Raw genomic sequence first — 12,839 nt, 5'->3', positions numbered from 1 at the left:
GAAGCGGGAGGCGAGACTCTCCCCGCTGGACTGATTTCTTCGGAGACCCCGGCGACGACCGGAGATCTCCCCGCGTGCGCGGCGCGTACGTACGGCTCGGCCTCCTCCCGCTCCCGGCCGGCTGACGCTTCCGGCGCCGGCGGGCCGCCCCTTCACCGGGGCCCCCAGCGAAACTGGGAACGGGCGGGGACCCGGCGGTGCGTACGGCCGCGCCGGACTTGAGAGGGCCCCTTGAGCGAGAGTCGACACGTCCCGGTGATGCTCCAGCGGTGCCTGGACCTGCTGGCACCCGCCCTGGAGGGCCCGGACGCCGTGGTCGTCGACTGCACCCTCGGCCTCGGCGGGCACAGCGAGGCACTCCTGGAGCGGTTCCCCGACGCCCGGCTCGTCGCCCTCGACCGCGACAAGGAGGCCCTGCGCCTGTCCGGCGAGCGCCTCGCGCCCCACGGCGAGCGCGCCACCCTCGTCCACGCCGTCTACGACGAACTCCCCGACGTGCTGCGCAGACTCGGCATCGCGCGCGTGCAGGGCGTCCTGTTCGACCTGGGCGTCTCCTCCATGCAGCTCGACGAGGCCGAACGCGGCTTCGCCTACGCCCAGGACGCCCCGCTCGACATGCGCATGGACCAGACGACCGGCGTCAGCGCCGCCGAGGTCCTCAACACCTACCCGCCGGGCGAACTGGTGCGCATTCTCCGGGCGTACGGCGAGGAGAAGCAGGCCAAGCGGATCGTGAGCGCGATCGTGCGCGAGCGGGAGAAGGAGCCGTTCAGCAACAGCGCGCGGCTGGTCGAGCTGATCCGCGACGCCCTGCCGCAGGCCGCCAAGCGCACCGGCGGCAACCCCGCCAAGCGCACCTTCCAGGCCCTGCGCATCGAGGTCAACGGCGAGCTCTCCGTCCTGGAGCGCGCGATCCCCGCCGCCGTCAAGGCACTCGACGTGGGCGGGCGGATCGCGGTGCTGTCGTACCACTCGCTGGAGGACCGGCTGGTCAAGCAGGTCTTCGCGGCGGGCGCGGCCACCACCGCGCCGCCCGGACTGCCCGTCGTCCCCGAGCGCTACCAGCCGAGGCTCAAGCTGCTCACGCGCGGTGCCGAACTCCCCACGGAAGAGGAGATCGCCGAGAACCGGCGGGCGGCACCGGCGCGGCTGCGCGGGGCCCAGCGCATCAGGGAGGACGTCGAGTGAGGCGTGTGCAGGCCGGACCGAGGGAGCGTGCGTGAGCGGCAAACCCGAACTGAAGGGGAGGGCCGCCCGGCTCGCGCGGCTCCTCCCGACCGGCCCCGGGCAGGCGGCCCGCACACCTTTCGTCCTGCTGGTCGTCCTCCTCCTCGGCGGCGGTCTCATCTGTCTGCTGGTGCTGAACTCGGCCCTCAGCGAGGGCGCGTTCAAACTCGACGACCTCCAGCGCGGGACCAAGAACCTCACCGACGAGGAGCAGGCCCTCCAGCGGGACATCGACGCCTACTCCGCCCCCGACGCCCTGCAGCGCCGCGCCCGGGAGCTCGGCATGGTGCCCGGCGGCGACCCCGCCTTCCTCGCTCCCGACGGCACCGTCAAGGGCGTCCCCGGCGCCGCCCCCGGCGTCCGCCGGTCCTCCGTGCACACCCCCCTGGTCCTCGCGCCCGAGGCCATGACCGACGGCCCTCCTCCGACCCCCGGCAGGTGACGGAAGTGTCCGACAGGGAACCGCCACGCCGCCGCGTGCCCGGCCCCGCCAGGCCCGCCCGCCCCGACGCCCGGCGCCGTCCCGGCCCCGGTGCCCGTCCGGGCCGGCGGCCGGGGCAGGGCCGTCCGGCGGCTGCCAAGCCGCTGCGGCTCGGCAGCCCCCGCCCCCGCCTGCGCCTGGTCGGACTCGCCCTGACCCTGGTCCTGGCCGCCTTCGTCGTGCGGCTCTTCCAGGTGCAGGCCGTCGACGCGAGCACCTACGCCGCCAAGGCCGAGCAGAACCGCTACGTCGGGCAGGTGCTGGCCGCCGACCGCGGCGAGATCACCGACCGGTCCGGTGTGGCTCTCGCGACCAGCGAGGACGCCTACGACATCACCGCCGACCCCACGATGTTCGCCCCGAAGATGCTGAAGGTCGGCGACGGACCCGAACAGGCGGCCGCCCTCCTCGCGCCGATCCTCGGCCAGGAGCAGGAAGCCCTGGTCGAGAAGCTGCGCCCGAAGAACAAGGCCCTGCGCTACGTCAAACTGGCCTCCCGCCAGACCCCGCAGGTCTGGAAGCAGATCAAGGACCTCAAGTCGGCACTCGCCAAGAAGGCGGAGACGGACAAGTCCACGCCCAACGTCCTCTCGGGCGTGTTCTCCGTCGCCACCAGCAAGCGCGTGTATCCCGGCGGTGACCTCGCCGCCGGGATACTGGGCTGGGTCAACGCCGAGGGCAAGCCCGGCGGCGGCATCGAGCTGCAGCTGAACAAGCAGCTCGCCGGCAAGGACGGCAAGATCCGCTACGCCCAGTCCGGCGGCCGTCTCGTGCCCACCGCGGGCTCCACCGAGACACCCGCCGTCCCGGGCAGCGACGTCGAGCTCACCATCGACCGCGACATCCAGTGGGCCGCCCAGAACGCCATCAGCGACCAGGTGAAGGAGTCCGCGGCCGACCGCGGCTACGTCATCGTCCAGGACACCCGCACCGGGCAGATCCTGGCCATGGCCAACTCGCCCGGCTTCGACCCGAACGACCTGTCGGACGCGGACCCGGCCGCCCTCGGCAACGCCGCCCTCCAGGACGCCTTCGAGCCCGGTTCCACCGCCAAGGTCATGTCGATGGCGGCCGTCCTCCAGGAGAACGCCGCCACCCCCGGGACCCACGTGGTCGTGCCCAACCGGCTGCACCGCGGGGACCGGCTCTTCAAGGACGACATCGACCACCCGACCTGGTACCTGACGCTCAACGGCGTCCTCGCCAAGTCCAGCAACATCGGCACCATCCTCGCCACCGGACAGCTCGGAAAGACCCAGGCCCAGGCCAACAAGGTCCTCTACGACTACCTGCGCAAGTTCGGCCTCGGCAGCTACACCGGACTCGGCTTCCCGGGCGAGACCAAGGGCATCCTCGCCCCGCCCGACAAGTGGTCGACCTCGCAGCAGTACACGATCCCTTTCGGCCAGGGCGTCTCCATCAACGCCATGCAGGCGGCCTCCGTGTACTCGACCATCGCCAACGGCGGGGTCCGCATCGAGCCCACCCTCGTACGCGGCACCAAGGGACCCGACGGGCGCTTCACACCCGCCCCGAAACCCGCGGAGAACCGGGTCGTCAGCGACAGGACCGCGAAGACCCTCGCCCAGATGCTGGAGTCCGTCGTGGACGACGAGGAGGGCACCGGCACCAAGGCGCGCATCCCCGGCTACCGCGTCGCGGGCAAGACGGGTACCGCCAACCGTGTGGATCCGGCCACCGGCAAGTACCACGGCTACACCTCGTCGTTCGCCGGGTTCGCGCCCGCCGACAAGCCCCGCATCACCGTCTACTGCGCCATCCAGAACGCCACTCAGGGCAGCTACTTCGGCGGTCAGATCTGCGGACCCGTCTACAAGAAGGTCATGGAGTTCGCACTGAAGTCCCTCCAGGTCCCGCCGACCGGCGCCGAACCCGCGAAGCTGCCCGTCTCCTTCAAGCAGTGATCAGGGCCGACCGCCCTGACCAGTACTCAGCCCCACCGAGCCACCAGGACCGCCTCCGTGACAACGATCACCCCCCAGCCCGGGAACCAGGGCAGCCCCAGCCCCTCACTTCGCCCGGAGGCGGGTACGCCCGGTACGCTCACCGCCGTGCCACACGCTGATCAGTCCCAAACCACCCAGAAGGGCCATCCCGTGACATACCCCGGGCCGCCCAGGCCGGTGCAGGTCTCCGCCACACCCCTCGCGGAACTCGCCGGTCAGCTGGGTGCTTCCACGCCGGAGAGCGCCGCCGAGGTCACGGGCATCACCCATGACTCGCGCGCCGTACGCCCCGGCGACCTGTACGCCGCTCTCCCGGGGGCCCGGCTGCACGGCGCCGACTTCGTCAACCAGGCCGCGGGCCTCGGCGCCGCCGCCGTGCTGACCGACCCGACGGGCGCCGAGCGCGCCGCCACGTCCGGGCTGCCGGTGCTGGTCGTCGACGACCCGCGCGGGCGGATGGGCGAGCTGGCCGCCACGATCTACGGCCACCCCGGCCGGGACCTGCTCCAGATCGGCATCACCGGCACCTCCGGCAAGACCACCACCGCCTACCTCGTCGAGGGCGGTCTGAAGACGGTCAGGTCCACCGGTCTGATCGGCACGGTCGAGATGCGCATCGGCGACGAGCGCATCAAGTCCGAGCGCACCACCCCCGAAGCCACCGATCTCCAGGCCCTGTTCGCCGTCATGCGCGAACGCGGTGTCGACGCGGTGGCCATGGAGGTCTCCAGCCACGCCCTGGTGCTGGGCCGCGTCGACGGCTGCGTCTTCGACATCGGCGTCTTCACCAACCTCAGCCCGGAGCACATGGAGTTCCACTCCGGCATGGAGGACTACTTCCAGGCCAAGGCGCAGCTGTTCACCCCGAACCGGGGCAAACTCGGCGTGGTCAACGTCGACGACGAGTACGGCCGCAGGCTGGCGAAGGAAGCCACCGTCCCGGTCGTCACCTACTCCGCCGAAGGGCACCCCGACGCCGACTGGCGCGCCGAGGACGTCGAGGTCGGCCGGCTCGACTCGACCTTCACCGTCATCGGCCCCAAGGGCGAGCGGATCGCCGCCAAGTCGCCGCTGCCGGGCCCGTTCAACGTGGCCAACACCCTCGCCGCGATCGTCGCCCTCGCCGTCGCCGGCCTCGACCCGCAGGCCGCCGCCGACGGCGTCGCCGCCGTCCCCGGCGTGCCGGGCCGGCTGGAGCGCGTGGACGCCGGGCAGCCGTTCCTCGCGGTCGTCGACTACGCGCACAAGACCGACGCCGTCGAATCGGTGCTGCGCGCCCTGCGCAAGGTCACCGAGGGCAAGGTGCACATCGTCCTCGGCTGCGGCGGCGACCGCGACAAGACCAAGCGCGAGCCGATGGGGGCAGCGGCGGCCCGGCTCGCCGACACCGCCACACTGACCTCCGACAACCCCCGCGGCGAGGACCCCCTCGCGATCCTCGCCACGATGCTCCAGGGCGCGGCGTCCGTGCCCGCGCACGAGCGCGGCGAGGTGCAGGTCTTCGAGGACCGGGCCGCCGCGATCGCCGCCGCCGTCGCCCGCGCCGAACCCGGCGACACCGTGCTGGTCGCGGGCAAGGGCCACGAGCAGGGCCAGGACATCGCCGGGGTGGTCCGTCCCTTCGACGACCGCCAGGTGCTGCGCGAAGCCATCCAGAAGACCCAGGGATGAAAATCCAGAAGACCCAGGGGATGAACTTGTGATCGCCCTCTCCCTCGCCGAGATCGCAGAAGTCGTCGGCGGGCAGACGCACGACATACCGGATCCGTCCGTCCACGTCACCGGCCCGGTCGTCCGGGACTCCCGCGAGGCGGGGCCGGGCAGCCTGTTCGTGGCCTTCGCCGGTGAGCGCGTGGACGGCCACGACTTCGCGGCGGCGGTCGTCGAGGCGGGAGCGGTGGCCGTGCTCGGCACCCGACCCGTCGGCGTACCGGCGATCGTCGTGGACGACGTCCAGACCGCCCTCGGCGCCCTCGCCCGGCACGTCGTACGCCGCCTCGGCGCCACCCTCGTCGCCCTCACCGGCTCGGCGGGCAAGACCAGCACCAAGGACCTCATCGCGCAGGTGCTCCGGCGCAAGGCGCCCACGGTGTTCACGCCCGGCTCGCTCAACAACGAGATCGGGCTGCCGCTGACCGCGCTCAGCGCCACCGAGGAGACCAGGTTCCTCGTCCTGGAGATGGGCGCCCGCGGCATCGGGCACATCCGCTACCTCGCCGGCCTGACACCCCCCAAGGTCGGCCTGGTCCTCAACGTGGGCAGCGCCCACATCGGCGAGTTCGGCGGCCGCGAGCAGATCGCACAGGCCAAGGGTGAGCTGGTGGAGGCACTGCCGTCCGAGGCCGAAGGCGGCACCGCGATCCTCAATGCGGACGACCCCTACGTACGGGCCATGGCCACCCGTACGAAGGCGAAGGTGATCTTTTTCGGAGAGTCCGGCGAAGCGGACGTTCGAGCCGAGAACGTGCGACTCACGGACACCGGACAGCCCTCGTTCAGGCTTCACACACCCTCCGGTGCAAGCGATGTGACCATGCGCCTGTACGGTGAGCACCACGTGTCGAACGCGCTCGCCGCGGCCGCCGTCGCCCACGAGTTGGGCATGTCCGCTGACGAGATCGCCGTCGCGCTCTCCGAGGCGGGCTCCCTCTCCCGCTGGCGGATGGAGGTCACCGAGCGCCCGGACGGCGTGACGGTCGTCAACGACGCCTACAACGCGAACCCCGAGTCCATGCGAGCCGCTCTGCGCGCGCTCGCGGCGATGGGCAAGGGGCGTCGTACGTGGGCGGTGCTCGGCAAGATGGCCGAGCTCGGGGACGAGGCTCTCGCCGAGCACGACGCGGTCGGGCGGCTCGCCGTCCGGCTCAACGTCAGCAAGCTCGTCGCGGTCGGTGGCAGGGAAGCCGCCTGGCTGCAACTGGGCGCATATAACGAGGGTTCGTGGGGTGAGGAGTCGGTGCACGTGTCCGACGCACAGGCGGCGGTCGACCTGTTGCGCAGCGAGTTGCGCCCGGGGGACGTCGTTCTCGTGAAGGCGTCCCGTTCGGTCGGCCTCGAGAGCGTGGCGCAGGCGCTCATCGAGACCGGTGCCGAGGGTGAGGTTTCCGCCCGATGATGAAGCAGATCCTGTTCGCAGGAGTCATTGGTCTCTTTCTCACGCTGGTCGGCACCCCGCTGCTGATCAAGCTGCTCGCACGCAAGGGCTACGGCCAGTACATCCGCGACGACGGCCCGCGCGAGCACGCCAGCAAGCGCGGTACGCCGACCATGGGCGGTATCGCCTTCATCTTCGCGACGGTCGCCGCGTACTTCCTGGCCAAGGTGATCACGGGCTATCTGGACCCGGACGTCGACGCGGCACCGACCTTCTCGGGCCTGCTGGTGCTCGGCCTGATGGTCGGCATGGGTCTGGTCGGCTTCCTCGACGACTACATCAAGATCGTCAAGCGGCGTTCGCTCGGCCTGCGCGCCAAGGCGAAGATGGCCGGCCAGCTGATCGTCGGCATCGGCTTCGCGGTGCTGTCGCTGCAGTTCGCGGACGCCCAGGGCCAGACCCCGGCTTCCACCAAGCTCTCCTTCGTCCACGACTTCGGCTGGTCCATCGGGCCGGTGCTGTTCGTCGTCTGGGCGCTGTTCATGATCCTCGCGATGTCGAACGGCGTGAACCTGACGGACGGTCTGGACGGCCTCGCCACCGGCGCGTCCGTGCTGGTGTTCAGCGCCTACACGTTCATCGGCGTCTGGCAGTTCCAGGAGTCCTGCGTGAACGCGCAGACCCTGACGAACCCGACGGCCTGTTACGAGGTGCGCGACCCGCTCGACCTCGCGGTCGTCTCCTCCGCACTGATGGGCGCCTGCCTCGGCTTCCTGTGGTGGAACACGTCGCCCGCCAAGATCTTCATGGGGGACACCGGTTCGCTCGCCCTCGGCGGTGTGCTCGCCGGCCTCGCGATCTGCTCCCGCACCGAGCTGCTGCTCGCCATCCTGGGCGGCCTGTTCGTCCTCATCACCATGTCCGTGGTGATCCAGGTCGGCTCCTTCCGCCTCACCGGAAAGCGCGTCTTCCGGATGGCGCCACTTCAGCACCACTTCGAACTCAAAGGCTGGTCCGAAGTGCTCGTGGTGGTTCGTTTCTGGATCATCCAGGGCATTTGCGTGGTAGTCGGCCTGGGTCTCTTCTACGCGGGATGGGTAGCGGACAAGTGATCTCCTCGGAGCCCTTCGACTTCCAGGGCAAGCACGTCACCGTCGCCGGGCTCGGCGTCTCCGGCGTCCCGGCGGCCAAGGCGCTGCACGGCCTCGGCGCGACCGTCACGGTCGTCAACGACGGCGCCGACGAGCGCGCGCGGGCGCAGGCGGCCGACCTGGAGGCGCTCGGCATCACCGTGCGCCTCGGCGACGGCGACACCTTGCCGGAGGGCACCGAGCTGATCGTCACAGCGCCCGGCTGGAAGCCGGACAAGCCGCTGTTCGCAGCGGCCGAGCAGGCGGGCGTGCCCGTCTGGGGCGACGTCGAACTGGCCTGGCGCCTGCGCGGCCCCGACGCCGCCCCGTGGCTCGCCGTCACCGGCACCAACGGCAAGACCACCACCGTCCAGATGCTGGCGTCGATCCTGAAGGCGGCCGGCCTGCGCACGGCCGCCGTCGGCAACATCGGCGTCTCCCTGCTGGACGCGGTGCTCGGCGAGGAGCAGTTCGACGTCCTGGCCGTGGAACTCTCCAGCTACCAGCTGCACTGGGCGCCCTCCCTGCGCGCCCACTCGGCGGCCGTGCTGAACCTCGCCCCCGACCACCTCGACTGGCACGGCTCCATGGAGGCGTACGCCGCCGACAAGGGCCGCATCTACGAGGGCAATCGCGTCGCCTGCGTCTACAACGCGGACGCCACCGACAAGCCCTCCACCGAGGACCTGGTCCGCGCGGCCGACGTCGAGGAGGGCTGCCGGGCCGTCGGCTTCACCCTCGGCACCCCGGGCCCCTCCCAACTCGGCGTCGTGGAAGGCATCCTGGTCGACCGCGCCTTCGTCGAGGATCGGCACAAGAACGCCCAGGAACTCGCCGAGGTAGGCGACGTGAACCCGCCGGCCCCGCACAACATCGCCAACGCCCTCGCGGCCGCGGCCCTCGCCCGCGCCTACGGCGTGCCCGCCAGGGCCGTACGGGACGGTCTGCGGGCCTTCACGCCGGACGCCCACCGCATCGCGCACGTGGCCGACGTGGACGGGGTCGCCTGGGTCGACGACTCCAAGGCCACCAACACGCATGCCGCGGAAGCCTCGTTGGCGGCGTACGAGCCGATCGTGTGGATCGCGGGCGGACTCGCCAAGGGCGCGACCTTCGACGAACTGGTCGCCAAGTCGGCGAAGCGGCTGCGGGGCGCCGTGCTGATCGGCGCGGACCGCGCGCTCATCCGGGAAGCCCTCGCGCGACACGCGCCGCAGGTACCCGTCGTCGACCTCGACCGGAACGACACTGGGGCGATGCGCGCGGCGGTCCGGGAGGCGCGGAAACTCGCTCACGCGGGCGACACGGTGCTGCTGGCTCCGGCCTGTGCCTCCATGGACATGTTCGCCAACTACAACAAGCGCGGGGACGCTTTCGCGGACGCCGTCCGTGAGCTCGGCTCCGCCGACGGCTGACCCGGGTCCGCCTCGCCCGGCGGCGGTGCCGGGCGTACCTGGGAGGGACGCGTGACACGGATGTGGCTGGTGCCCGAGCGGCCAGGGGGCGTGCACCGCGCAACGCTCTCCTCCGGCATGGCAGGGTGAGCCGCTATGCCCACCAGCCGCACCGGACGGCCTCCGACCCCGCGCGCCCCCAAGCGCCCCGCCGCGCCCCGGCTCGCGCGGGAGAACCGCGTCCTGAGCTTCTACGTCCGCGCACGCAGGGGCTGGGACCGGCCGCTGACCGCCTACTACCTGATCCTGGGCGGCAGTCTGCTGATCACCGTGCTGGGCCTGGTGATGGTCTACTCGGCCTCCCAGATCACCGCGCTGCAGATGTCGCTGCCCGGTTCGTACTTCTTCCGCAAGCAGTTGCTCGCGGCGGGGATCGGCACCGTTCTGCTGCTCGCTGCCTCGCGGATGCCGGTGAGACTGCACCGGGCGCTCGCCTACCCCATCCTCGCGGGTGCCGTCTTCCTCATGGTCCTGGTGCAGATCCCGGGGATAGGGGTGTCGGTCAACGGCAACCAGAACTGGATCGCCCTCGGCGGCTCCTTCCAGATCCAGCCCAGCGAGTTCGGCAAGCTCGCCCTCGTGCTGTGGGGCGCCGACCTGCTCGCCCGCAAGCAGGACAGGAGGCTGCTGACCCAGTGGAAGCACATGCTCGTGCCGCTGGTGCCGGCCGCGTTCATGCTGCTCGGCCTGATCATGATCGGCGGCGACATGGGCACCGCGATCATCCTCACGGCCATCCTGTTCGGCCTGCTCTGGCTGGCCGGCGCCCCCACGCGGCTGTTCGCGGGGGTACTGTCGATCGCCGCCGTCCTCGGCCTGATCCTCATCAAGACCAGCCCCAACCGCATGGCCCGCCTGCAGTGCCTGGGCGCCACCGAGCCCCAGTCGGGACCCGTCGACTGCTGGCAGGCCGTGCACGGGATCTACGCCCTCGCCTCGGGCGGGATCTTCGGTTCCGGGCTGGGTGCGAGTGTGGAGAAATGGGGTCAACTCCCCGAAGCCCACACGGACTTCATCTTCGCCGTCACCGGTGAGGAACTGGGCCTGGCGGGGACGCTGTCGGTACTCGCCCTCTTCGCGGCTCTAGGCTATGCGGGTATCCGCGTGGCCGGACGCACGGAGGACCCCTTCGTGAGGTATGCCGCGGGAGGCGTGACTACCTGGATCACGGCCCAGGCCGTGATCAACATCGGTGCGGTGCTCGGTCTGCTGCCGATCGCCGGCGTCCCCCTCCCGCTGTTCTCCTACGGAGGGTCCGCCCTGCTGCCGACCATGTTCGCCATCGGGTTGCTGATCGCCTTCGCGCGTCAGGACCCCGCTGCGCGGATGGCGCTTGCGATGCGGCAACCCCGCTTTGGTAGAAAGCGGGGGGCGGGGGGCACCGGTTCCGGTCGGAGTCCCCGGAGATGGAACACGATGCGACGGCGTGCCTCGGCGGCGCGCTCGTCCGGAGAGCGGTGAATTTCGGTGCATGTCGTACTCGCCGGCGGAGGAACCGCGGGCCACATCGAGCCCGCGCTCGCCCTCGCAGACGCCCTGCGCAGGCAGGATCCGAGCGTGGGCATCACGGCCCTGGGCACGGAGCGCGGCCTCGAGACCCGTCTCGTACCCGAGCGCGGGTACGAACTCGCGCTGATCCCCGCCGTTCCACTGCCGCGCAAGCCCACCCCCGAACTGATCACCGTCCCGGGCCGGCTGCGCGGCACCATCAAGGCGACCGAGCAGATCCTGGAGCGCACCAGGGCCGACGCCGTGGTCGGCTTCGGCGGCTACGTCGCCCTGCCCGGTTACCTCGCGGCCAAGCGCCTGGGCGTGCCGATCGTGATCCACGAGGCCAACGCCCGCCCGGGCCTGGCCAACAAGATCGGTTCGCGGTACGCCAGCCAGGTCGCCGTCTCCACGCCCGACAGCAAGCTGCGGGGCGCCCGCTACATCGGCATCCCGCTGCGCCGCTCCATCGCCACGCTCGACCGGGCCGCCGTACGCCCCGAGGCCCGGGCCGCGTTCGGCCTCGACCCGAACCTGCCCACCCTGCTGGTCACCGGCGGCTCCCAGGGCGCCCGCCGCCTGAACGAGGTCGTCCAGCAGGTCGCGCCCTGGCTCCAGCAGGCCGGGATCCAGATCCTGCACGCGGTCGGCCCGAAGAACGAACTGCCGCAGGTCCATCAGATGCCGGGAATGCCCCCCTACATCCCGGTAAGTTACCTGGACCGGATGGACCTCGCGTACGCCGCGGCCGACATGATGCTCTGCCGCGCGGGCGCGATGACCGTCGCCGAACTCTCCGCCGTCGGGCTCCCGGCCGCCTATGTCCCGCTGCCCATCGGCAACGGCGAACAGCGGCTGAACGCCCAGCCGGTGGTCAAGGCCGGCGGCGGACTGCTGGTCGACGACGCGGAGCTGACCCCCGAGTGGGTCCAGCAGAACGTTCTGCCCGTGCTCGCCGACCCGCACCGGCTCTACCAGATGTCCCGCGCCGCCGCCGAGTTCGGCCGCCGGGACGCCGACGAGCTGCTCGTCGGCATGGTGTACGAGGCGATCGCCGCCAGTCGTGCACACCGATAGGACTGTATGACGGAAGGCAGGGGAGCGTGGCCGGATCGACCACCGCCGAACGCGGTGAACGCCAGCAGGAGTCGTCCGGTCCGCCGCCCCTCCTGCGGTCGAGGCGGGCCAGGCTGCGAGCGATCGTCCTCCTGGGCCTCGCCCTGGTCTTCCTCGGCATCCCGACGGCCTGGCTCTTCTACGGCTCCGACTGGCTGCGTGCCGAGCAGGTATCCGTGTCCGGAACCCGGGTTCTGACGCCCGCTCAGGTCGAGTCCGCCGCTGAGGTTCCGCTCGGGAAGCCGCTGATTTCCGTCGACACCGGTGCGATCGAGACACGATTGCGCCGGAAATTGCCCCGAATTGACGCTGTTGACGTGGTCCGTTCCTGGCCCCATGGAATCGACCTGAAAGTGGTGGAGCGGACTCCGGTTCTGATTGTCCACAAGGGCGGAAAGTTCGTCGAAGTGGACGATGAAGGTGTCCGCTTCGCCACGGTTTCTGAAGCCCCGAAAGGCGTCCCGGCACTGGAATTGACGCTCTCCCGGTCCGGCTCCGCCGCCGCCAGCCTGCGCCGCTTCGGGGAGTCCCGGCTGGTGCGCGAGGCGGTCGGTGTCGCCCGTGCGGTTCCGGCCGCCGTCGCGCGCGAGACACGGACCGTCAAGGTCCGTTCCTACGACGACATCTCGCTGGAGTTGAGGGACGGCCGCACGGTCCTCTGGGGGAGCAGCGAGAAGGGCGCCGCGAAGGCCCGTACCCTCACCGCCCTGATGAAAGCAACGCCCGAAGCGGGGTACTTCGACGTGAGTGTGCCCACCGCCCCGGCGTCATCCGGGAGTTGACGCACATCAGCGCAGGCCAGCACCCTGGTTGGGCAGTGCTACGGCTGATCACATAGGGTGAAAAGAAAAACGGGAGGTTCGGCGTGTTCGTTGAACGTGC

General features: G+C 71.0%; 10 protein-coding genes. All 10 read left to right on the top strand.

Annotated features, from left to right (window positions below; all coding sequences use genetic code 11):
* The first annotated feature begins 231 nt into the window (after positions 1 to 231).
* Positions 232 to 1,188, top strand: a complete 957-nt coding sequence (gene rsmH / locus A4E84_RS10800) for a 16S rRNA (cytosine(1402)-N(4))-methyltransferase RsmH (protein WP_079128932.1) — start codon at positions 232 to 234, stop codon at positions 1,186 to 1,188.
* A 31-nt stretch (positions 1,189 to 1,219) separates the two neighbouring features.
* Positions 1,220 to 1,669: a cell division protein FtsL gene (gene ftsL / locus A4E84_RS10795; RefSeq protein WP_062926349.1), complete on the top strand. Its 450-nt coding sequence runs from the start codon at positions 1,220 to 1,222 to the stop codon at positions 1,667 to 1,669.
* Between the two features lie 5 nt (positions 1,670 to 1,674).
* Complete coding sequence (locus tag A4E84_RS10790; protein WP_269465892.1) at positions 1,675 to 3,633, top strand: peptidoglycan D,D-transpeptidase FtsI family protein; 1,959 nt, start codon at positions 1,675 to 1,677, stop codon at positions 3,631 to 3,633.
* 192 nt (positions 3,634 to 3,825) lie between these two features.
* The gene (locus A4E84_RS10785; RefSeq protein ID WP_062926347.1) at positions 3,826 to 5,346 is read left to right on the top strand and encodes a UDP-N-acetylmuramoyl-L-alanyl-D-glutamate--2,6-diaminopimelate ligase; all 1,521 of its coding nucleotides are present in this window, start codon (positions 3,826 to 3,828) and stop codon (positions 5,344 to 5,346) included.
* A gap of 28 nt (positions 5,347 to 5,374) precedes the next feature.
* The gene (locus A4E84_RS10780) at positions 5,375 to 6,790 is read left to right on the top strand and encodes a UDP-N-acetylmuramoyl-tripeptide--D-alanyl-D-alanine ligase (RefSeq protein ID WP_062926346.1); all 1,416 of its coding nucleotides are present in this window, start codon (positions 5,375 to 5,377) and stop codon (positions 6,788 to 6,790) included.
* Positions 6,790 to 7,881, top strand: a complete 1,092-nt coding sequence (gene mraY / locus A4E84_RS10775) for a phospho-N-acetylmuramoyl-pentapeptide-transferase (RefSeq protein ID WP_062931393.1) — start codon at positions 6,790 to 6,792, stop codon at positions 7,879 to 7,881. The genes A4E84_RS10780 and mraY overlap by 1 nt, the downstream gene beginning before the upstream one ends.
* Positions 7,863 to 9,314 carry a UDP-N-acetylmuramoyl-L-alanine--D-glutamate ligase gene (gene murD, locus A4E84_RS10770; RefSeq protein WP_174569419.1) on the top strand — a complete coding sequence of 484 codons (1,452 nt, stop codon included), beginning with the start codon at positions 7,863 to 7,865 and terminating at the stop codon, positions 9,312 to 9,314. Before mraY ends, murD begins: the two co-directional genes overlap by 19 nt.
* A 135-nt stretch (positions 9,315 to 9,449) precedes the next feature.
* Positions 9,450 to 10,814 carry a putative lipid II flippase FtsW gene (gene ftsW / locus A4E84_RS10765; protein WP_062926344.1) on the top strand — a complete coding sequence of 455 codons (1,365 nt, stop codon included), beginning with the start codon at positions 9,450 to 9,452 and terminating at the stop codon, positions 10,812 to 10,814.
* A 6-nt stretch (positions 10,815 to 10,820) separates the two neighbouring features.
* The gene (gene murG / locus A4E84_RS10760) at positions 10,821 to 11,918 is read left to right on the top strand and encodes an undecaprenyldiphospho-muramoylpentapeptide beta-N-acetylglucosaminyltransferase (RefSeq protein ID WP_062926343.1); all 1,098 of its coding nucleotides are present in this window, start codon (positions 10,821 to 10,823) and stop codon (positions 11,916 to 11,918) included.
* A 26-nt stretch (positions 11,919 to 11,944) separates the two neighbouring features.
* Positions 11,945 to 12,739, top strand: a complete 795-nt coding sequence (locus A4E84_RS10755; protein WP_062926342.1) for a cell division protein FtsQ/DivIB — start codon at positions 11,945 to 11,947, stop codon at positions 12,737 to 12,739.
* The last annotated feature ends 100 nt before the right edge of the window (positions 12,740 to 12,839 follow it).

This window comes from Streptomyces qaidamensis, from assembly GCF_001611795.1.
Classification (GTDB): Bacteria; Actinomycetota; Actinomycetes; order Streptomycetales; family Streptomycetaceae; genus Streptomyces; species Streptomyces qaidamensis.
This window is presented reverse-complemented; position numbering and strand designations above follow the sequence as displayed.

What these genes read in the sequence shown, in the direction of transcription:
- mraY (WP_062931393.1), top strand. Translation starts at nt 6,790, where the DNA reads ATGAAGCAGATCCTGTTCGCAGGAGTCATTGGTCTCTTTCTCACGCTG.
- ftsW (WP_062926344.1), top strand. Translation starts at nt 9,450, where the DNA reads ATGCCCACCAGCCGCACCGGACGGCCTCCGACCCCGCGCGCCCCCAAG.
- murD (WP_174569419.1), top strand. Translation starts at nt 7,863, where the DNA reads ATGGGTAGCGGACAAGTGATCTCCTCGGAGCCCTTCGACTTCCAGGGC.